Consider the following 18,815-nt stretch of genomic DNA (forward strand, 5'->3'; position numbering starts at 1 on the left):
TCGTCACCAGACGTCCCTACGACTTCTTCGCCGTCCCGGCGGCGTGCTCGTGCACCTGGGCGGCGATCACGGCCGCCTGAACCCGCCGCTCCACTCCGAGCTTGCCCAGCAGCCGGGAGATGTGGTTCTTGACCGTCTTCTCGGACAGGTAGAGCCGCTTGGCGATCTGCCGGTTGGTGAGGCCCTCGCCGATGAGCTCCAGGACGGCCCGCTCCCGTTCGGACAGGGCTGCCAGGCGGGCGTCCTCCGGTGCCTTCGCGGTTTCCGGGTCGCGCAGGGAGTGCATCAGGCGGGCGGTGGTCGCGGGGTCCAGCATGGACTGGCCGGTGGCGACCGTGCGCACGGCCGAGACCAGGTCGGAGCCCTTGATCTGCTTCAGGACGTAGCCGGCGGCGCCTGCCATGATCGCGTCCAGCAGGGCGTCCTCGTCGTCGAACGACGTCAGCATCAGGCAGGCCAGGCCCGGCATCCGCGAGCGCAGCTCGCGGCAGACAGTGATGCCGTCGCCGTCGGGCAGCCGCACGTCGAGTACGGCGACGTCCGGACGGAGCGCCGGCCCGCGGGCGAGCGCCTGCTCGGCCGTGCCGGCTTCGCCCACGACCGTGATGTCCGGCTCTGCGTCCAGGAGGTCTCGCAGCCCGCGCCGGACCACCTCGTGGTCATCGAGGAGGAACACCTTGACCGGCGCCTCCGGGGAGACGTTCGGATCGTCGGACATGATCGCCCCTGGCTCGGTCCGTGTGCTGTGCGTTTCCATCCGAATTGTCTCAGGAAGACGCACAATGCACCCGTGGCCGGCGGGGCGCGCTAGGCAGCGATGGTGTTTTCCAGCTCCATCCGGACGTCCACGACGCCCTCGACCGCGCGGATCGCCCGTGTGAGCAGGGGAACCAAGGCCCGGTCCCGCAGCGGGCCGCGCAGAGTGACGACCCCGTCCTGTACGGCGAAGTCCAAGGTCACGCCGGGTGTCAGCTCGGTGAGCACGCTCTGGCGGATCTCCTCCCCGAGCTCCTCGTCGGGCCGCAGGAACACCTTGAGGAGGTCGCTGCGGCTGACCACACCCTCCAGCATGCCGACCGCGTTCACCACGGGCAGGCGCTTGACGTGCCTGCGCGCCATGATCCTGGCAGCTTCGGCGACGGGCGCGTCGGGGTGCACGGTGATCGCCGGGCTCGACATGAGCTCCTCGGCCAGCACCGCGCCGGCCTTCGACGCTTCCTCCAGCTGCTCGGGCAGCGCGGGGTCCGTACGCCGGAACTCCTCCTTCGGCAGCAGGTCCGCCTCGGAGACCACGCCGACGACCCGGCCCTCGCCTTCCAGGACGGGGACCGCGCTGACCTTCCACTGGTGCATCAGCTCGACGATCTCCTTGTAGGACGCCTCGCGGCCGATGGCGACGGCGGTGTTGGTCATGACGTCACTGACGGTGTAGCGGGATGCGGGCATGACCGGCTCCTTCGGCGTACGGACGATCAGAGGAAGCTGCCGCTGCCGTAGGGCGCGTACAGGTCGAGAAGGCGCACGCGGGCGGCCTGCAGCCGGTTGGCGAGGACCTGCCCGACCCAGTGGCCCAGGGCAGAGCCGAAGGCGGTGTCGGCGTCCATCAGCGTCCGTACGCGCGCCGCGTCGAACTCGTACGCGCGGAGGGGCGTCATCGCCTCGGCGCCCAGACGCCAGGAGCGAAAGAGCCGGGTCCCCTCGTCGAAGTTGACCTCTCGGGCCAGCTCCATCAACCGGGAACGGCAGTCGGCGGCCAGCGCCTCAGAGATACGGGTGGGTGAAGGGGTGCTCATGAACGGCCTCCTGTTCGAGTCCGCCTTCAGTCTTGGTGTTCCCGGCGGTCCCGGGCATGGGCCCTGTGGTCCCGTCTGTGGGCCGACCGGCCCATGCCAGGGCTCGGTGCAGCCAGAGATCCTGGCAGCAGATGGCTGGCTCGCGGCCGTCGACCCCGTCCAACCGGCAGGTGCGCGATGTACTGGAATGACCATGGCATGGGGGCCTGGGGATGGTTCGCCATGTCCCTCACCACGCTGATCGTCTGGACCCTGATCGTCGCGGCGGCCGCCCTCGTGGTCCGCGCCCTCAGGCGAGACGGTGCGGACGGGCACACGGCAGCCGCGCCGTACCCAGCCTCCGACCAGGGGGCCGAGAGGCTTCTCGCGGAGCGATTCGCCAGAGGCGACATCGACGACGAGGAATACGGCCGGCGGCTCGCGGTGCTGCGAAGCCATGCCCCTGGGCCCACGCCCCTTTGAGAAGCCGTCAGCGGGCAAGGGCCCTGGCGTCCCGCCCGCTCGACCAAGGATGCCCACGATGAAGAGCGACCCGGCCGGTGCGACCACCACTTCGCCTGCCGTCAGCATGTCGGGACGGCTGATGGAAGAGCTCGGCGCTGACGAGGCGCTGCGGCTGCTGGGCACCGTCGAACTGGGCCGGATCGTGTTCACCCGTCACGCGCTGCCCGCCGTGCGCCCGGTCAACCACCGTCTCGACGCCGGCGACATCATCGTCCAGGTCCAGGACGGCTCGACGCTGGCAGCCTTGCTCGCGGCCCAGGGGGATGCGGGCGTGGTCGTCGCGTACGAAGCCGACGCCATCGATCAGGGCGAACGCCTGGGGTGGAGCGTGGTCGCCACCGGCTACGCCACGGCCGTCACCATCCCCAGCGAGATCGAGCGCTACGCGCACCTCCTGCAGCCGTGGGTCGAGGGCACCGCATCGGGCGCCATCCGGATCAGGCCCGACCTGGTCACCGGTTTCCGTCTGCGTGAGAGCAGCCCGTAGCGGTCGGCCCACGCGCGCGCTTCACCTCCTTGCAGCCCTCAGCCCGGCACGATGGTGAGGCACAGGCTCGCGCGGAGTCCCGGAGGTGCCATGCCGAAGCACGGACGGATCACAGCGATCCCGCCCGCCTTCCGTGGCTACCGGAGAAACTGGCTACGGGGCGACGTCCTGGCCGGGATCACGGTCGCCGCCTACCTGGTGCCTCAGGTCATGGCTTACGCGGGTGTGGCCGGCCTGCCTCCGGTCGTCGGCCTGTGGGCCGTCCTGCCGGCCATGGTCCTCTACGCCCTGAGCGGCACCTCGCGCCTCCTGTCCGTCGGACCGGAGTCGACCACCGCCCTCATGACCGCTGCGGCCGTGGGGCCGCTCGCAGCCGGCGATCCCACGCGCTACGCGGCGCTCGCCGCTGCCCTGGCGCTCGTCGTCGGCCTGCTCTGTCTGGTCGCATGGGCCGTCCGGCTCGGCTTCCTGGCCGACCTTCTTTCCAGGCCCGTGCTCGTCGGCTACCTGGCCGGTGTCGCGTTCATCATGATCGTGGATCAGCTGCCCCGCCTCACCGGGACCAGCGGCAGCGGATCGGGGTTCTTTCCCCAGCTCTTCTCGTTCCTCCGCCACATCGGCGACCTGCAGTGGCCCACGACCGTGATGGCCGCGGGCTGCCTGCTCCTGCTGTTCACCCTGCCTCTGCTGTGGCGCACTCTGCCCGGACCACTCCTCGTCCTCGTTCTCGCCACGGCGGTGGTGGCGGTCTTCACACTGGACGCGGGAGGGGGGATCGACGTCATCGGCACGGTTCCGACCGGCTTGCCGGGTTTCGCCCTGCCCCGGCTCGCTGACCTCGCCGACCTGGTCCTGCCGGCTCTCGGCGTTCTGCTGGTCGGCTACACCGACGTTGTCCTGACCGCACGCGCGTTCGCCCGGCACGACGACCCACACCACCTGGACGCCAACCGCGAGCTGCTCGCCCTCGGCGCGGCGAACCTCGGCGCCGGTGTCCTGCACGGCTTCCCGGTCAGCAGCAGTGCCAGCCGCACCGCCCTCGCGGACTCCTCGGGAGCGCGTACCCAGGCATACTCACTGGTCGGCGCCGCCTGCGTGTCCGCTGTCTTGCTCTTCCTCGGCCCCCTACTCACCCATACCCCCTCCGCCGCCCTCGGCGCCATCGTCGTCTACGCCGCCGTACGCCTGATCGAGGTGGGCGAGTTCCGCAGGCTGGCAGCCTTCCGCCGCCGCGAGTTCCTGCTCGCCCTCGGCTGTGGTCTCGGTGTCCTCGCCCTCGGCATCCTGTACGGCGTGCTCCTCGCCGTGGCGCTTTCCGTCGCGGAACTCCTCACGAGGGTCGCCCGACCCCACGATGCCGTCGAGGGAATCGTCCCGGGCCTGGCCGGCATGCACGACATCGACGACTATCCGAGCGCCCGCACCATTCCCGGCCTCCTCATCTACCGTTACGACTCGCCGCTGTTCTTCGCCAACGCCGAGGACTTCCGCCGCCGGGCGCTGGCATCGGTCGCGGCCCAGGACGAACCGGTGCACTGGTTCGTCCTGAACACCGAAGCCAACGTCGAGGTCGACATCACGGCCCTCGACGCCGTCGAGGCCCTGCGCTTCGAACTCGCCCAACGAGACATCGTGTTCGCACTCGCCCGCGTCAAGCAGGACCTGCGCCGTCCCCTCGACGCCTACGGGCTGACAGCGAAGATCAGCCCCGAACGCATCTTCCCCACGCTCCCCACCGCCGTCGCCGCCTACCGGGACTGGCGACGCTCCACAGGCCACGATCCAGCCCTCTGAACAGGTCCCTGACCGGGGCTAGCGGAGAACTTGGCGACCCTGCCGCCGACGAAGACGTTCATTGCCGGGATGGACATGACGCCGTACGCGGCGGCCGTCTCCGGGTTCTCGTCGATGTTCAGCTTGACGATTTTGATCTTCTCGCCGTGTTCAGGACCGGGCCGCCGACGCCCTCGGGGAAGCCGGGGAAGTTCTCGACCTCGGTGGTCGTCGTCAGCGAGCCGCCGATGAAGATCGCGCCGTCGACGACGGCCGGCTGCAGTCGGCGCGGGCGGTGTAGAGGGATGCGGTGTACCCGGCGGGGCCCGAGCCGATGACGATGACGTTGCGTATGCCTTCGTCGACAGTCGCGATAGCCATCGCGGTCAGGCCTGCTTCTTGGCGTCGATCTCGGCGATCAAGCCCTCGATGAGGCCCTTGATCTCGTCGCGGATGGGGCGGACGGCCTCGACGCCCTGACCGGCCGGGTCCTCCAGCTGCCAGTCGAGGTAGGTCTTGCCGGGGAAGTACGGGCAGGCGTCGCCGCAGCCCATCGTGATGATGTAGTCGGACGCCTGCGCGGCTTCGGGGGTGAGGACCTTGGGCTTCTGGTCGGAGATGTCGATGCCCAGCTCGGCCATGGCGGCGACGGCCGAGGGGTTGATCTGCTCGCCGGGCACGGAACCGGCGGAGCGGACCTCGACGCGGTCACCCGCGAGGTGGCGCAGGAACCCGGCCGCCATCTGGGAGCGGCCCGCGTTGTGGATGCAGACGAACAGGACGGAGGCGGCGGGAGCGGAGGACATCTGTTCTTCCTTGGGGTGAGGCGACTGCTGGTGGGGATGTGGGGGCTCTACAGTGCGAGCTGCACGAGCAGCTCGCTGACGTGGGCGTCGATCTCGTCGCGGATGTCGCGGATGTCGCGGATGTCGCGGACGACGGCGATCGGCGCCCCGTCGGGGTCAGCGACGGGCCAGTCGAGGTAGCGGCGGCTGGGCACGACGGGGCAGGCGTCGCCGCAGCCCATCGTGATCACTATGTCGGCTGCCTGGACGACCTCTTCGGTCAGCGGCTTTGGGTACGCATCGGAGGTCAGCTCGGGCTGGTGTCAGTCCCAGCTGATGTGACAGTATCAGCCCATGATGACGTCAGTCGACACTGATCTGATCCGGGTTCTGGCCGACCCGCTCAGGCTCCGGATCGTGACCCTCCTCGCCAAGGAGACGCTCTGCACCACCCACCTCGTGGAGGAGACGGGTGCCAAGCAGACGAACCTCTCCAACCACATGAAGGTGCTTCGCGAGGCAGGGGTCGTGGATACGGAGCCATGCGGGAGGTTCATCTATTACCGCCTGCGCCCGGAAGTCATCGAAGCCCTCGCCGGTCAGTTCGCCGACCTCGCCCACACCGCGCGAGCCACCGCCGAAGCGAACCTCAAGCGGTCCTGCCCATAGCCTTCCGCGCTTTGCCTCACCTGCCCGAGGAGAACCCGCCTTGACCGCCACCGAGCCCGTCGGCACCGCCCCCGCAGCGGACACCGTCATAGCCGCCGACGCGCCCCAGTCCGCACCCGGCGCGACCCCGCCCCGCACCCCCCTGATCGCCCGCGCCGCCGCCGAGCTGGTCGGTACCGCCGCCCTCGTCGCCGTCGTGGTCGGCTCCGGCATCCAGGCCACCGAGCTGACGCAGGACGTGGGCCTGCAGCTGCTGGCCAACTCCACCGCCACCGTCTTCGGGCTCGGCGTGCTCATCGCGCTCCTCGGACCGGTCTCCGGCGCCCACTTCAACCCGGCCGTCACGCTCGCCGAGTGGTGGTCCGCCCGCCGCGGCGGCGCGGGAGTCGATGCGCGTGAGCTCGCCGTCTACGTACCTTCCCAGATCGCGGGCGCGATCGCCGGGGCGATCCTGGCGGACGCGATGTTCGGCGAGCCGCTGGTGAAGTGGTCCACCCACGACCGCTCCGCCGGGAACCTCCTCCTCGGCGAGGTCGTCGCCACCGCGGGCCTGATCCTGCTGATCTTCGGCCTGGCCAAGACCGACCGGCTCCGCTTTGCGCCGGCCGCCGTCGCCTCGTACATCGGCGCCGCCTACTGGTTCACCTCCTCCACCTCGTTCGCCAACCCGGCCGTCACCATCGGCCGCGCCTTCACCGACACCTTCGCGGGCATCGCCCCCGCCTCCGTGCCCGCCTTCGTCGGCGTGCAGCTGATGGGTGCCGTGGTGGGCCTGGCCCTGGTGTCGGTCATCTTCATGCGCGGCAAGACGGAGCAGGGTCAGCCCGCGGCATGACGCAGCGCACGGATGTGGTGGTGATCGGCGGCGGCCAGTCCGGGCTCGCCGCCGGCTACCACCTGCGCCGCCTGGGCGTCGAGCACGTCATCCTCGACGCCCAGGCGACACCGGGCGGGGCATGGCAGCACACGTGGTCTTCCCCGCGTCTGTTCTCGCCTGCCGCATGCTCCTCGCTGCCCGGCCGTCTCATGCCCGTCCAGGCCGGGGAGGTCTACCCGGACGCGGCTCACGTCGTCGAATACCTCGCCGACTACGAGAAGCGGTACGAATTGCCCGTCCAGCACGGGGGCTGGGTCGAGAGCGTGCACCGCGACGGCCCGTTCCTACGGGTCCGTGCCGCCCGCGACGCCGGACTCCTGCACGCCAAACCGATGTTCACCCGCCTCACCACCACGGGCGTGGAATGGGCCGACGGCACCACGTCGCAAGCCGACGCGGTCATTTGGTGCACAGGGTTCCGCCCCGCCCTCGCCCACTTCGCGTCGCTGCGTCTGCGCGGGGCGCGCGGCCACATCGCGACGGCCGGAACCCGCGCCGTCGATGAGCCCCGCCTGCACTTGCTCGGCCACGGAGACTGGACCGGCCCCGCCTCTGCCACCCTCATCGGCGTCGGCCGCCCCGCCCGCGACGCCGCCCGCGAGATCGCGTCTCGGCTGTCCTGACCGCGGTAAGAGATTCCGTTGGGCGCGACAAGGCTCCACGGCGCGACCCTGCTGGCGCGCCTACCCTGGAAGCGCAAGGCTGTCCGGGGGGCCTGCCGAAAGGCCGTCCACACATGCGCCACCACTTCCACATCGACCACGCGGGCCACTCGGTAAGCGTCACTGTCGAGACTGGCCGAAACCCCGTCGTGGACGTCCTCGTGGATGGCAAGGAGGTCGCCCACGAGACGACTGCCCACGACCGGCCCGTCGTCCTCCCCATTGAGCTGCCCACCGACCCGCCGACTCCGGCCGAGGTCAGGACGGCAGCGGGGCCCGGCGTTCCGCGCTGCATCCTGCACCTGCCTGACGGCGAGCAGCACGTCATGTCCCCGCGCCCGTACTGACTGGCAGACGGGAAACGTCAGGTGACGGCGGCGCTGCGGCGCTCCAGCAGGACCACGTCGCGCCACACGCCGTGGTGGCGGCCGATGCGCTCGCGGGTGCCGATGACCCGGAAGCCGACCCGCTGGTGGAGGGCGAGGCTCGCACGGTTCTCGGGGAAAACGCCGGACTGGATCGTCCAGATCCCCGCCGATTCCGTGGACCCGATCAGGGATCGGAGCAGCGCCTGGGCGACGCCCCGCCCACGGGCAGCAGGGTGGACGTAGACGGAATGCTCGACCACACCCGCGTACGCGCACCGGTCCGAGACCGTGCTCGCGGCCACCCAGCCCAGGACCTTCCCCTCATGGCCGACGGCGGCGAAGCGGTGCTCCGGCAGCTTGGCCGCCTCGAACGCCTTCCAGGTGGGGGCGGTGGTCTCGAAGGTGGCGTCGCCCTCGTCGATCCCCGCCTGGTAGATCGCCAAGACCTCATCCGCGTGCACTTCGGCCAGCGGCGCGATGGTGATGCTCATGCGGCGGCCGCACGGACCAGGAGCTGGCCCATGGCGGCCAGCACCGACGGCTCGACCCGGTAGTACACCCAGGTGCCGCGCCGTTCGGAGGAGAGCAGCCCGGCCTCCCGCAGCTTCTTCAGGTGATGGGAGACCGTCGGCTGGGAGACGCCCACGTCGGAGATGTCGCACACGCATGCCTCGCCGCCCTCATGTGAGGCGACCAGCGAGAACAGCCTCAGGCGGACCGGGTCGCCCAGGGCCTTGAACATGACGGCGGTCCGCTCGGCCTCCTCGGCCGTCAGCGGGCGCTCAGACAGGGGCGGGCAGCACACCGCCACGGCCTCCGGCTCCAGCAGCGGCAACACCTTCGTAGTCATGCCCCCATCATCCGAGAAATTTCGACGGATGTCTATGTTGACGAACGTCGATCCAGGGTCCACTCTGGAGGCGTCAATACATCGACAGACGTCGAATCAACTGGGGAGCCCGCCGTGAACGCATCCACCGAAGCCCTGCCCGTCGTCGTGATCGGCGCCGGCCCGATCGGACTCGCCGCGGCTGCCCGCCTCGTCGAGCGGGACATCGAGCCCCTGGTCCTGGAGGCCGGACCGGCCGCCGCGTCCGCAGTGCGTGACTGGTCGCATGTACGCCTCTTCTCCCCCTGGTCCGAGGTCGTCGACCCTGCGGCCGAGAAGCTCCTCGCCCCTACCGGCTGGGTCAAGCCGGACGGTGCCACCTACCCGTCCGGTGGCGACTGGGCCGAGCTCTACCTCCAGCCCCTGGCCGACGCACTCGGCGAGCGTGTCCGCTACAACGCGACCGTCACCGGCGTCTCCCGGGCCGGCCGTGACCGCATCGTCGATGCCGACCGTGAGACCCAGCCCTTCCTCATCCACTTCACTGGTCCCGGCGGCCGCGAGGAGCGGATCTTCGCCCGCGCCGTGATCGACGCCTCCGGTACCTGGTCCACCCCCAGCCCGGCCGGCGGCAGCGGACTGGCCGCACTCGGCGAGAAGGTTGCGTCCGACCGGATCTCGTACCGCGTCCCCGACCTGAAGAACCCTGCCGTCCGAGCCCGGTACGCGGGCGAGCGCACTGCCGTCATCGGCTCAGGAGCCTCGGCCTTCACCGCCCTCGCCTACCTCGCCGACCTCGCGAAGGACGAGCAGAGCACCCACGCGCTGTGGATCCTCCGTCGCGGCATCTCCGGCTCCACCTTCGGCGGCGGCGCAGCCGACCAGCTCCCCGCCCGCGGCGCCCTCGGCCTCGCCGCCAAGGCAGCCGTCGACGGAGGCTACGCGGACGCCGTCACCGGCTTCCGCACCGACCGCGTCGAGCGTGACACGGACGGTCGCCTGGTCCTCGTGGGTGAGGACGGCCGCCGCCTGGACCCCGTCGACGAGGTCATCGTCCTCACCGGCCTGCGCCCCGACCTCACCTTCCTCGACGAGCTCCGCCTCGGCCTGGATGGGCGCCTCCAGGCCCCGGTGGAGCTGGCGCCGCTGATCGACCCCAACCAGCACTCCTGCGGCACCGTCTACCCGCACGGTGTCAACGAGCTGTCCCACCCGGAGAAGGACGTCTACCTCGTCGGCATGAAGTCCTACGGCCGCGCCCCGACCTTCCTCGCCATGACCGGATACGAGCAGGTCCGCTCCATCGCCGCCCACCTCGCCGGCGACCAGGAAGCCGCAGAGCGCGTCGAACTCACCCTCCCCGAGACCGGAGTGTGTGGCGGCGCGGGCCTCTTCGACCAGCCCGCCGCAGCCGAGGAGACCAGTGGCGGCTGCTGCGCCGCCCCGGCCACCCTCACCATCGGCGCCCCCGCCTCCTCCGGCGGCTGCTGACCGAGGTGACCGACACCCAGGCCGACGTGGCCGCGACCGGGACGGGGGTCCAGTCGCGGCCGCGCGCCGTCCTCCCAGCGCTCTGCGCGACGCAGATCACGAGCTGGGGCATCGTCTACTACGCCTTCCCAGTCCTGCTCCCACGCCTGACGGCCGACACCGGGTGGTCCGCCAACGCTGCGACGGGCGCATTCTCCCTGGCGCTCATCGTCTCGGCCGTCGCAGGTATCCCCATCGGCCGGATACTCGACCGCAGGGGCCCACGCGCCGTGATGACCACCGGATCCGTGATCGGCACTCTGGCCATCCTGCTGATCGCAGCCGCCCCGAACCTGCCCGTCTTCACCTGCGGGTGGATCCTCGCGGGCATCGCCATGTCCGCCACCTTCTACCCGCCGGCCTTCGCCGCCCTCACACGCTGGTGGGGCCCCGACCGGATCCGGGCCCTGACGATCGTCACCCTCGCCGGCGGGCTGGCGTCCACGGTCTTCGCTCCGCTGACCGCGACCCTGGCCGAACACCTCAGCTGGCGAGCCACCTACGTCGTCCTCGCCGTGATCCTCGCCGCCGTCACCATCCCCGCCCACGCCTTCGCCCTGCGCGCCCCATGGCCCCCGGCCCCGCCCTCCTCACCCTCAGCCGGCCGCACCCCGGTCGCCCGCCGCCGCCCCTTCCTCTTCCTGGCCGTCGCCTTCACTCTCTCCGGCTTCGCCATGTACGCCGTCGTCATGGGCCTGATCCCACTCCTCACCGAACGCGGCGCCAGCGCGACAACCGCCGCCTGGGCTCTCGGACTCGGCGGCGCAGGCCAAACCCTCGGCCGAACCCTCTACTCCAGCCTGTCCACCCGCACCTCGACCACCACCCGCACGGTCATCCTGCTCGCCCTGGGCGGTGCAACGACAGCGGCGCTCGCCCTGGTGCCCGGCCCGATGCCGCTGCTGATCGCCCTCGCGGTCCTGGCAGGTGTCGTACGCGGCAACCTGACCCTGCTCCAGGCCACAGCAGTCACCGACCGCTGGGGCACCACCCACTACGGCCGTCTCTCCGGGCTTCTCGGCGCCCCGGCCCACATCGCGGGAGCATTGGCCCCCTGGGCCGGAGCCGCCCTCGCGGGCCCGCTCGGCGGCCATCCCCACCTCTTCGCAGCCCTGGCCTCACTCTCGGTCGTGGCTGCCTGCCTCGCGCTGGGCGCCTCCGGGGAGCGCCGCACCCAAACGGAGATTTCGCACCGCTCGTGACGCGAGTGCGCAGCCGGATCCCGGATCGACATCACCAAGCGCGTCACAAACCGCTCACGCCCGGCGGGCGCGGTACAGGTCGCGCAGCAGGGCGATCTCCGCTCCGTGGTGCAGGACTTCCTGGTTGACCCACCACACGATGTCGATGAAGGGCTCCTCCGGGTCGCTGCCGTGGGGATAGGTGCAGTACCCGACGGTGTCGAGCGCGGCGTCGTCGATGCCCAGCAGCGCCTTCCGCCAAGCCGCGGCGCCCTCCTCGAAGGCCGCCACGGCCCCGGCGGCATCGCCACTCACGGAGTGGTCGTCGCGGGTCAGCGCGTGCCCGCCCGCCGTGTGGTCGGCGCGCAGCGCCAGCATCTCGCCGAGGTGGCTCAGGCGCCACGCGAGCGTCGTGAAGGGCGGCGGCCAGGGGTGCGGGTAGGACGCGGCGTCACGCCCCCAGTCCCCGGCGCCCGCCAGGAGGGTCGCCCGCGGCCCCGGTCCGTCCGCCCGCCGCCGGACCGACCAGCAGTCCGGCACCGGCTCCCAGAGGTACTCCTCATCGCTCATGGCGCCGACGGCGGTCTCGCAACCGTCGCCGCTGTCCATCACCGGCCCCGCCATGCGGCCGACGAGCCGCTCGCACGCGAAGTCGAACTGCTCCACCAACGGGACCAGGCGCGGTGCTGTCACGGACGCTCCCATGGACCGGTGCTCGGCGACGGTCCGAGCCGTCGACCCGCCACCCTGACACACCCGACCGCGTCCGGCCCGTGATTTTCCGATCCAGGGCCAGGGCGGATGGCGTCCTGCGTCCTGCGGTCCGAGGACTCTTCGCCGGCCCGCCGATGCCGGTCGGCCCGAGGCGAACCACGTGGCCGCGGACCGTGGCCACGGGACGTACGGGCGGAGCGGCCGGAGGGGGCGACGGGGACGTGAAGATGCGGAGCTCCCCGAACCGCCGACGTTCCGTAGGATCCGCACACCGAACTGCGCGAGGTGGGGGAAGCGGCATGAGTACGGGGCGTTGGCTGGTCAGTTGTGTGCTGCGGTACATACCCGTGGCTCTGGCGGCGTGACGGCGTCGTGGGCGAAGACCTACTGCGGCGGCTCCCTGCGGAGGCCCGGGATCCGGTCCGCGCCCTGCCGGTGAGGATCCGCGGCCTCTGGTGAACGAGGCACGGGGCGGTGGAAGCGGAAGGCGCAGGCCCGGGACTGCAGGGCCTGGATCTCCGCCGGGGTGGTGTGGAGCACGGTGGCGGCCAGGGCCAACTCCTGATCGAGGGTGCGGCCCGTGTGGAGCGGGACGTCGGCGTTGAAGGCGACCGGGACTCCGGCCGCCAGCAGGGCCGGGAGCGGGTGGGCGTGGGGGGCCGATACCGCGCCCAGGGCCAGGTTCGAGGTCAGGGAGACCTCGGTCAGGACGGAGTCCCGTGCCATCCGGCGCAGCAGCGCGGGGCTGGTGGCGCAGGACAGGCCGTGGCCGATGCGGCGGGCGCCGAGCTGGTCCAGGGCGCGCCAGATGTGCTCGGCGGGCCCGAACTCGCCCGCGTGGACCGTACAGCCCAGGCCCGCGTCGGCCGCGGCACGGGCGAGGGGCACGAAGGGACGTACGTCCGGGTGGGTGAGCTCGTCCCCCGCGATGTCGAGGCCCACGAACACCGGGGGAAGGGAGCCGACGCGGTCGGTGACCTCGCCGATGAACCCGGCCGTACTGTCGCGGTTGACCAGCAGGACCGCCGAGACGACGGGGTCGCGCAGCGGCCCCAGGACGTGCTGCGCGGTGTCCGTGAAGTCCTGCCAGGTCATCCCGTCGAGCAGGAAGCGGCGCGGCGAGAGCCTGAGCTCGACGTAGTCCGCACCCTGCCGCCGCTGTTCGCCGTGCACGTCGCGGAGGAAACGGCGCAGGTCGCCCGGCTGGATCCGGGAGCGGTCGGCCCGGTCCGTGCGGTGCGCCTCGAAGAAACGGTCGCGCGAGCCGAAGTCCCGTAACGCCAGACCGAGTTCGCGCCGCTTGCGCTCCTCCGGTTCGAGGTGCAGATGGAGGTGGGGGCTGCGGGGGCCCTCGGCGTGCGCGTCGGTCACGTCGTCCTGCGGAGCCTGAGCTTGATCCAGCGCTGCACGTCGTCGGAGGAGTCCGGTTCCTCCTCGGTCCAGCTCTGCTGTACGTCGAAGCCCGCCGCGCGGGCGAGCGGGATCAGGTCGCCGTGCCGGTAGTAGAAGAAGTGGCGGCGGAAGGGGTTCTCGCCCCCCATGGCCAGGGAGGCTTGCCCGTCGCCTTCCTTGACGGAGACCTGTACGGCGCCCCGGCTCTCCAGCACCCGGTGGAACTCCCGCAGGGCCCGTAGCAACTCGGCCGGCGGCAGGTGCAGCAGGACGGCCGAGCACCACACCGCGCCCACCGACGCGTTCGACAGCGGCAGGGAGCGCACGTCACCGGTGACCCGCTGGACCTCCGGTTCCTCGGGGGTCATCGTGAGCAGCGGCAGGCAGGCGTCGAGGGCGATGACCCGGCGGCCGTTGGCGGCGAAGCACAGCGCGTCGCGTCCGGCGCCGGCGCCGGCGTCGAGGACGACTCCGCTGGTGGTGCGTGCCAGATCGGCGATCTCGTGGGGCAGGGTCGAGCCGTCGGTGAACTGCCGGGTGCGGGCCGCGTAGGTACGGGCGGCCACTCCGTAGGCGAGGAGCGTTTCGCGCATCTGGCGGTCGGTGTCCGACTCGTACGGGTCACGCAGCCGGTCGGTCGTGTCGTGGCAGTTGGCGAGGAAGGGGAAGGCGGCCCAGTCCCACAGGTCGGGCGCGTCCAAGGTCCCCGCCCAGACGCGCCGTGCGTACTGGGAGGGCAGATCGGGATCGGACAACAGGTACCCCTCGTCGCGTTTCCATGTGCAGAAGTAGTAGTTCTTCTTACGGTGTGCGGTGTCAATCAGGTCCGACAGCCCGGAGATTTTCCGACTTCCGGGGGCAGCGAAGAGCGGTGAATGGGCAGCATCCGAAAGCGGGAAGATGTGGAGGTGTGAATGTGTGATGCATGACCCTCCGGTGCGATGTCGGACCGCGGCCCCGGCCGGGGGCGGACCCGCGGCCGCCGCCGCGGCTCCTGATGATCCGTGTTCCACCAGTACCACCGGACGCCCGAATTCGCGCTCGATACGCTCGGCGAAACGCCAGCCGACGGAGAACGCCTCGGCCAGGTCGGCCGGGGACAGGTCGCCGAGGCTCGTCGTGTGCCGCCGGGGCACGACCAGTACGTAGCCCGGCAGCAGGGAGCCGAGCCCGGACAGTACGTCGACGGCCCGGGTTCGGGCGACGAGCCGCGAGAAGCCGGAGCCGCGCGGGCGTCCCGGCGCCGCCGCGGTGGTGGTGTCGTCGCCGTGGGCGCCGGTGGCGAAGGATCCGGACAGCCGGACCTCCTCGCACATCTCGCACTGCTCGGGCGGCGGCAGGATGACCGGTCGCGGTGCCCGGCGGACGCCGGCCCGGGTCGCGGTGTACTCGGGTGCGGTCACCCCGAGCCCCCCGTCCCCGCACGGGCCGCCGGCCGCCGCTCCCACACGTACTGGAGCACCATCAGCAGCGCCGGCAGGATCAGCGCGGTCAGGAAGTCGTTCATCGAGAACCGCCCCGTCACCAGCAGGGCGATCGGGATGCCGGTGGTGACGAGGGCGACCGCCCAGAGCACCAGGGCGAGCCACTTGCTCCGCAGCCAGTCGAACAGTGCGTTCTGGATCAGCAGTCTGCGCGTCAGGTCCTGCGCCTGGTCCTCGCTCTGCACGATCGCGCACCCCGGGTAGAGCAGGGACGCCTTGCTCCGGGGAGTGGACAGGACCGCCGCGCGGGCCGCCGACAGCGCCGAGACGAACGGCCACAGCGCCCACACCGACGGCCGCATCGGGCTGCGGGGCAATTCCCAGTGCCCGCCCTCCAGTTGGGTGTCGATGATGCCGGAGACCGCCTGGAAGAGCTTGGGCTGAAGCGGGTCCACCACCCCGGTGGAGAAGATCGCGGACAGCGCGAGCGGACCCGCGAAGTGCGGCAGTGAGTTCTGGAAGACGGCGGGAGCGCCACCGTCCGTGAACGGTACGTCGTACTCCTCCACCGTCGTGCTGCGCTCGACGTGCACGCCGGGCTCGATCCGCTCCAGCAGCCATTCCGCCGTCTGGCGCATGGTGTTGGTGCTCAGCGCCCCCGGGATCCGCGCGAGTGCCATCAGCGCCACGCTCGTGTGCACCACCGTCGGCTGCGCCCCGGGCAGCGGGCCCCAGCCCGGCGTCTGCGCGTTCTGTACGTCGATCAGCCAGCGCTGCCCGTTGGCCAGGGCCTCGCCGCCCGCACCGGACTCGTGGAGGGCGAGCATGTTGAGCGCGGTGTGGAAGACGCGGGAGGGCTGGCCGAGGTACGAGCCCCAGCCGAAGTCGACGTTCTGGTTGGCCCGCAGCCATTCGACGCCCAGGCGCAGGGAATCCCCGGCGAGCAGGGTGGCTCCCGGCCTGCTGAGCGCCCGTACCACCCAGGCCGTGGCCTCGCCTATGGGGAAGCCGTTGGTCGTACGGACCGGCCAGCCGCCGCTGCCGCCGTCGGGGGAGAGGCGCTGCTGGGCGGTGAGGTAGCCCACCACCTCGGGGGCGCGCTCGAAGCGCCCGCCGGCCAGGCCGAAGGTGAACAGGCCCACGGCGGAGGCGGTGATGCCGGGGTTCGGATCGTCGAGGTAGTGGTACCAGCCGGCCGCGCCCGGCGCCGTACGGAAGTTCTGGCGCAGGCAGCCGATCGCGAGGTCGATGGATGCGGTGACGGCGGTACCGGACAACTCGGCAGCGGAACGCACGCCTTGGTCTCCCCCCGGGTGGCGGCTTCACGGCACGGCGTTCCGGTGCGTACGACGACTCGCAAGCAGAACGGTAGGCACAGTGTGCCCTTTCCGGGGTCGCCTGACACCGCTTTCGCCGACGGGTGGCCCGTAGGCGACACGGCTCCGCAAGCGGTTTCTGACCGCTGAACCCTTCCTCCGATTGATTCAGGCCAACCTCCCCGCCCTCGGATCCCGGCAGCCCGGCCGGGGCCCGACACGATCAGCCGGGAGGCCGGGGCCGCCGGCGCCGGCAGGTCGGCCAGATCCGGCTGCTCCGCCCTGCGGGCTGCTGTCTACTCACTGCTTCCAGTTCCCGAACCCCGCGTCCGCCCTTCCCCTGCCAGGGGCTGGGCTTCCTCGTCATGGCCGCCGGCGCCGGTGAACCTGGGTTCGCCGCCCGCGAGTTGAAGGAGCGCCATCATGTCCGAGAAGCAGGCCGGCAGGCCGGCCGAGAAGCAGGTCCCGGTGCGGGTCCCGAGGCAGGTCCCGGCGCAAGTCGCGAGGCAGGTCCCGGCGCAAGTCGCGAGGCAGGTCCCGGCGCAGGCCACGGATCCGGATTTCGCCGTACCTCCCGCCCCGCCCGAATTCACCTTCAAGTGGGGCCAGCACAGCGAGGCCATGGAGCGGCTTTCCCTGGCGCAGATGGCCCGCCGCGTGCCGTCCGCGCTGGCGCAGACCGGCCGCCTCGCGTGGGCGGTGAACCGTACGGCCTTCATCTGGCTCGTCGGCGCCCAGATCGGGGGCGGGATCTGTACGGCCGCCGCCCTCACCGCGGTCTCCGCGGCCATGGGCCCGCTGCTCACCGGCGGCACCGTCGACCAGCGCATCGCGGCCGCCGCCCTGCCACTGGGGCTAGCGGCCGCCATGACCGCTCTCGGCGCACTGGCCTCCATCGCCTCCGGGAGCGCGGCCCGCCGCCTCACCCCGGGCATGTCGACCATCGCCGACCTCGCCATGGTCGACGCCCACATGGACGTGGAGCTCGCGTCCTACGACGCCCCCGACTTCACCGAGCGCTCCGAAGCCGCCGAGACCGGATCCGCGCGGTCCTCGATGCTCCTCCAGGACGCCCTCGGCTTCACCGGCGGACTCATCGACATGATCGCCGTCGCCTCCGTGCTGTCGGTGGTCCACCCGGTCCTGCTGCCGCTCCTGCTGCTGTCGGTGATTCCGCGCGGCCTGGGCTCCGTGTACGCCGCCCGTCTCGACTACACGCTCCACAACGAGACCATCGCGTCCCGCAACATCCGCCACATGATGCGCTGGCACCTCACCACGCCCAAGCTCGCGGACGAGCTCCGCGGCAACAGCATGCGGCCGTACGCCCACCACTGGTACGCCGCCGTCTGCGAGCGCATCGATTCCAGGATGGTCGGTTCGGCCCCGCGCTACCTGATCGCCCACCTGATCGCCGCGGGTGCCTCGGGCCTGTTCGTCATCCTGACGTGGTTGTCCCTGGGCGGACTCGTGGCCGGCGGGTACATGGCCGTCGGCGCCGCCGGCACCGCCATCGTCGCCATGCGGACCTCCACCGCAGCCCTGTCCGGCCTGGTCGTCTTCGGCGCCGCGATGTTCCAGCACGCCCTCTACCTCGGCGACTACGCCACCTTCATCGCGCAGGCCGCCGAGCAGTCCGGAGCCCGCGGCCCGCTGGCCATGGAGGCGCCCGGGAAGATCCGGCTCGAAGGGGCCGCCTACACCTACCCGGGCAAGCAGACCCCCGCGCTCGGACCGGTCGACCTCACTTTGAACCGCGGCGAGGTCGTCGCCCTCGTCGGAGAGAACGGCGCCGGCAAGTCCACCTTCATCCGGCTCCTGACCGCGCTCACCACCCCGACGGCCGGCACCGTGACCTGGGACGGGGTACCGACCTCCGACGCCGACCAGCGAACCGCCTGGACACACGTCGGTCTCGTCACCCAGTCGTACGGGCACTGGCCCTTCTCCGCCCGCGAGAACGTCACCCTCGGCCAGCCCGACCCGCGCGGCGAGGAAGCCGTCTGGGACGCCCTGCACGCGGTCGGCATGAAGGAGGCGGTCCAGGAGTTCCCGGACGGTCTGGACACGCTCCTGGCCCGGTCCCTCTGGGGCGGACACGAACCCTCCGGCGGGCAGTGGCAACGCCTCGCCTGCGGCAGGGCCTTCCACCGCCGCCCGGCGCTGCTCGTCATGGACGAGCCGACCTCCGCGATGGACCCGCGGGGCGAGCACATGGTCTTCTCCGGCCTGCGGGACATGAAGGCGGAGCGGATCACCGTGATCGTCACGCACCGCATGGAGAACTGCCGGCTCGCCGACCGCATCATCGTCCTGGACGGAGGCCGGATCGCCGAGCAGGGGACGTACGAGGAACTGGTCGCCGCCGGCGGATCCTTCGCCGAACTCGTCCGGCTCTCCATGGACCGGTAGCCCGGTAGCCCGGTAGCCCGGTAGCCCGGTAGCCCGGTAGCCCGGTGACCGACCGGCGTGGTTCAGCGGCACAGGGCGGAGTCCACCACCGTCCCGGGC

Annotated in this window: 21 protein-coding genes and 2 pseudogenes; 10 read left to right on the forward strand and 13 right to left on the reverse strand. The window is 71.4% G+C overall.

Going from position 1 to position 18,815, the window contains the following annotated elements; all coding sequences use genetic code 11:
• Positions 1-16: 16 nt before the first annotated feature.
• The 3 genes from ACFWB8_RS07085 to ACFWB8_RS07095 all read right to left on the reverse strand — a co-directional run bounded on the left by ACFWB8_RS07085 (position 17) and on the right by ACFWB8_RS07095 (position 1,793).
• Positions 17-718, reverse strand: coding sequence for a response regulator (locus ACFWB8_RS07085; RefSeq protein ID WP_385223470.1), 702 nt, complete (start codon positions 716-718; stop codon positions 17-19).
• An 89-nt stretch (positions 719-807) separates the two neighbouring features.
• Positions 808-1,446, reverse strand: a complete 639-nt coding sequence (locus tag ACFWB8_RS07090) for a CBS domain-containing protein (RefSeq protein WP_385223471.1) — start codon at positions 1,444-1,446, stop codon at positions 808-810.
• Between the two features lie 26 nt (positions 1,447-1,472).
• Positions 1,473-1,793: a hypothetical protein gene (locus ACFWB8_RS07095; protein ID WP_385223472.1), complete on the reverse strand. Its 321-nt coding sequence runs from the start codon at positions 1,791-1,793 to the stop codon at positions 1,473-1,475.
• A 222-nt stretch (positions 1,794-2,015) separates the two neighbouring features.
• Between ACFWB8_RS07095 and ACFWB8_RS07100 the strand changes: the two genes are divergently transcribed.
• The 3 genes from ACFWB8_RS07100 to ACFWB8_RS07110 all read left to right on the forward strand — a co-directional run bounded on the left by ACFWB8_RS07100 (position 2,016) and on the right by ACFWB8_RS07110 (position 4,578).
• On the forward strand, positions 2,016-2,255 hold the full coding sequence (locus ACFWB8_RS07100; protein WP_385223473.1) for an SHOCT domain-containing protein: 240 nt from the start codon (positions 2,016-2,018) through the stop codon (positions 2,253-2,255).
• 58 nt (positions 2,256-2,313) lie between these two features.
• Positions 2,314-2,784, forward strand: coding sequence for a pyridoxamine 5'-phosphate oxidase family protein (locus tag ACFWB8_RS07105; protein WP_385223474.1), 471 nt, complete (start codon positions 2,314-2,316; stop codon positions 2,782-2,784).
• Positions 2,785-2,874: 90 nt separating this feature from the next.
• Entirely contained in the window at positions 2,875-4,578 is a 1,704-nt protein-coding gene (locus ACFWB8_RS07110) for a SulP family inorganic anion transporter (protein WP_385223475.1), read from the forward strand.
• A 29-nt stretch (positions 4,579-4,607) separates the two neighbouring features.
• Here ACFWB8_RS07110 and ACFWB8_RS07115 read toward each other — a convergent pair.
• From ACFWB8_RS07115 to ACFWB8_RS07130, 4 genes and pseudogenes are all read right to left on the reverse strand, one after another.
• A pseudogene (locus ACFWB8_RS07115) lies at positions 4,608-4,730 on the reverse strand (thioredoxin family protein); the annotation flags it as partial.
• Positions 4,706-4,938: pseudogene (locus ACFWB8_RS07120) on the reverse strand (FAD-dependent oxidoreductase); the annotation flags it as partial. The pseudogenes ACFWB8_RS07120 and ACFWB8_RS07115, both read right to left, overlap by 25 nt.
• Before the next feature lie 5 nt (positions 4,939-4,943).
• On the reverse strand, positions 4,944-5,363 hold the full coding sequence (locus ACFWB8_RS07125; protein ID WP_112449157.1) for an arsenate reductase ArsC: 420 nt from the start codon (positions 5,361-5,363) through the stop codon (positions 4,944-4,946).
• A 47-nt stretch (positions 5,364-5,410) separates the two neighbouring features.
• Positions 5,411-5,584 carry a hypothetical protein gene (locus ACFWB8_RS07130; protein WP_385223476.1) on the reverse strand — a complete coding sequence of 58 codons (174 nt, stop codon included), beginning with the start codon at positions 5,582-5,584 and terminating at the stop codon, positions 5,411-5,413.
• A gap of 112 nt (positions 5,585-5,696) precedes the next feature.
• Between ACFWB8_RS07130 and ACFWB8_RS07135 the strand changes: the two genes are divergently transcribed.
• The 4 genes from ACFWB8_RS07135 (at position 5,697) to ACFWB8_RS07150 (ending at position 7,897) form a co-directional block, all read left to right on the forward strand.
• On the forward strand, positions 5,697-6,011 hold the full coding sequence (locus ACFWB8_RS07135) for an ArsR/SmtB family transcription factor (RefSeq protein ID WP_385223477.1): 315 nt from the start codon (positions 5,697-5,699) through the stop codon (positions 6,009-6,011).
• A gap of 40 nt (positions 6,012-6,051) precedes the next feature.
• The gene (locus ACFWB8_RS07140) at positions 6,052-6,846 is read left to right on the forward strand and encodes an aquaporin (RefSeq protein WP_385223478.1); all 795 of its coding nucleotides are present in this window, start codon (positions 6,052-6,054) and stop codon (positions 6,844-6,846) included.
• A complete protein-coding gene (locus tag ACFWB8_RS07145; RefSeq protein WP_385223479.1) occupies positions 6,843-7,511 on the forward strand; it encodes an FAD-dependent oxidoreductase in 669 nt (222 codons plus the stop codon). Before ACFWB8_RS07140 ends, ACFWB8_RS07145 begins: the two co-directional genes overlap by 4 nt.
• Before the next feature lie 200 nt (positions 7,512-7,711).
• Positions 7,712-7,897, forward strand: a complete 186-nt coding sequence (locus ACFWB8_RS07150; RefSeq protein WP_385223480.1) for a hypothetical protein — start codon at positions 7,712-7,714, stop codon at positions 7,895-7,897.
• A gap of 17 nt (positions 7,898-7,914) precedes the next feature.
• Here ACFWB8_RS07150 and ACFWB8_RS07155 read toward each other — a convergent pair whose 3' ends face one another.
• Together ACFWB8_RS07155 and ACFWB8_RS07160 are read right to left on the reverse strand one after the other, a co-directional pair.
• Complete coding sequence (locus ACFWB8_RS07155; RefSeq protein ID WP_385223481.1) at positions 7,915-8,409, reverse strand: GNAT family N-acetyltransferase; 495 nt, start codon at positions 8,407-8,409, stop codon at positions 7,915-7,917.
• The gene (locus ACFWB8_RS07160) at positions 8,406-8,768 is read right to left on the reverse strand and encodes an ArsR/SmtB family transcription factor (RefSeq protein WP_385223482.1); all 363 of its coding nucleotides are present in this window, start codon (positions 8,766-8,768) and stop codon (positions 8,406-8,408) included. The genes ACFWB8_RS07155 and ACFWB8_RS07160 overlap by 4 nt, the downstream gene beginning before the upstream one ends.
• A gap of 114 nt (positions 8,769-8,882) precedes the next feature.
• Here ACFWB8_RS07160 and ACFWB8_RS07165 point away from each other — a divergent pair, with 114 nt between their 5' ends.
• Positions 8,883-10,238: an NAD(P)-binding domain-containing protein gene (locus ACFWB8_RS07165; protein ID WP_385223483.1), complete on the forward strand. Its 1,356-nt coding sequence runs from the start codon at positions 8,883-8,885 to the stop codon at positions 10,236-10,238.
• A gap of 5 nt (positions 10,239-10,243) precedes the next feature.
• Positions 10,244-11,479 (forward strand): MFS transporter, encoded by a 1,236-nt coding sequence (locus ACFWB8_RS07170; protein WP_385223484.1) that lies wholly within the window; start codon positions 10,244-10,246, stop codon positions 11,477-11,479.
• Positions 11,480-11,533: 54 nt separating this feature from the next.
• Here ACFWB8_RS07170 and ACFWB8_RS07175 read toward each other — a convergent pair whose 3' ends face one another.
• From ACFWB8_RS07175 to ACFWB8_RS07190, 4 genes are all read right to left on the reverse strand, one after another.
• Positions 11,534-12,151 carry a DinB family protein gene (locus ACFWB8_RS07175; RefSeq protein WP_385223485.1) on the reverse strand — a complete coding sequence of 206 codons (618 nt, stop codon included), beginning with the start codon at positions 12,149-12,151 and terminating at the stop codon, positions 11,534-11,536.
• Positions 12,152-12,556: 405 nt separating this feature from the next.
• Positions 12,557-13,543 carry a hypothetical protein gene (locus tag ACFWB8_RS07180; protein WP_385223486.1) on the reverse strand — a complete coding sequence of 329 codons (987 nt, stop codon included), beginning with the start codon at positions 13,541-13,543 and terminating at the stop codon, positions 12,557-12,559.
• Complete coding sequence (locus tag ACFWB8_RS07185; protein ID WP_385223487.1) at positions 13,540-14,967, reverse strand: methyltransferase domain-containing protein; 1,428 nt, start codon at positions 14,965-14,967, stop codon at positions 13,540-13,542. Before ACFWB8_RS07185 ends, ACFWB8_RS07180 begins: the two co-directional genes overlap by 4 nt.
• Positions 14,964-16,283 (reverse strand): prenyltransferase/squalene oxidase repeat-containing protein, encoded by a 1,320-nt coding sequence (locus tag ACFWB8_RS07190; protein ID WP_385223488.1) that lies wholly within the window; start codon positions 16,281-16,283, stop codon positions 14,964-14,966. Before ACFWB8_RS07190 ends, ACFWB8_RS07185 begins: the two co-directional genes overlap by 4 nt.
• A gap of 444 nt (positions 16,284-16,727) precedes the next feature.
• Between ACFWB8_RS07190 and ACFWB8_RS07195 the strand changes: the two genes are divergently transcribed.
• On the forward strand, positions 16,728-18,716 hold the full coding sequence (locus ACFWB8_RS07195) for an ATP-binding cassette domain-containing protein (protein WP_385223489.1): 1,989 nt from the start codon (positions 16,728-16,730) through the stop codon (positions 18,714-18,716).
• Positions 18,717-18,815 lie beyond the last annotated feature (99 nt).

This window comes from Streptomyces sp. NPDC060031 (genome assembly GCF_042736805.1).
In the GTDB taxonomy this organism is placed as follows: domain Bacteria; phylum Actinomycetota; class Actinomycetes; order Streptomycetales; family Streptomycetaceae; genus Streptomyces.

Bases quoted from the DNA above. Each gene is read 5' to 3' on its own strand.
- ACFWB8_RS07085 (WP_385223470.1), bottom strand. From the start codon at position 718: ATGTCCGACGATCCGAACGTCTCCCCGGAGGCGCCGGTCAAGGTGTTC.
- ACFWB8_RS07090 (WP_385223471.1), bottom strand. From the start codon at position 1,446: ATGCCCGCATCCCGCTACACCGTCAGTGACGTCATGACCAACACCGCC.
- ACFWB8_RS07095 (WP_385223472.1), bottom strand. From the start codon at position 1,793: ATGAGCACCCCTTCACCCACCCGTATCTCTGAGGCGCTGGCCGCCGAC.
- ACFWB8_RS07100 (WP_385223473.1), top strand. From the start codon at position 2,016: ATGTCCCTCACCACGCTGATCGTCTGGACCCTGATCGTCGCGGCGGCC.
- ACFWB8_RS07105 (WP_385223474.1), top strand. From the start codon at position 2,314: ATGAAGAGCGACCCGGCCGGTGCGACCACCACTTCGCCTGCCGTCAGC.
- ACFWB8_RS07110 (WP_385223475.1), top strand. From the start codon at position 2,875: ATGCCGAAGCACGGACGGATCACAGCGATCCCGCCCGCCTTCCGTGGC.
- ACFWB8_RS07125 (WP_112449157.1), bottom strand. From the start codon at position 5,363: ATGTCCTCCGCTCCCGCCGCCTCCGTCCTGTTCGTCTGCATCCACAAC.
- ACFWB8_RS07130 (WP_385223476.1), bottom strand. From the start codon at position 5,584: ATGGGCTGCGGCGACGCCTGCCCCGTCGTGCCCAGCCGCCGCTACCTC.
- ACFWB8_RS07135 (WP_385223477.1), top strand. From the start codon at position 5,697: ATGATGACGTCAGTCGACACTGATCTGATCCGGGTTCTGGCCGACCCG.
- ACFWB8_RS07145 (WP_385223479.1), top strand. From the start codon at position 6,843: ATGACGCAGCGCACGGATGTGGTGGTGATCGGCGGCGGCCAGTCCGGG.
- ACFWB8_RS07155 (WP_385223481.1), bottom strand. From the start codon at position 8,409: ATGAGCATCACCATCGCGCCGCTGGCCGAAGTGCACGCGGATGAGGTC.
- ACFWB8_RS07160 (WP_385223482.1), bottom strand. From the start codon at position 8,768: ATGACTACGAAGGTGTTGCCGCTGCTGGAGCCGGAGGCCGTGGCGGTG.
- ACFWB8_RS07195 (WP_385223489.1), top strand. From the start codon at position 16,728: ATGTCCGAGAAGCAGGCCGGCAGGCCGGCCGAGAAGCAGGTCCCGGTG.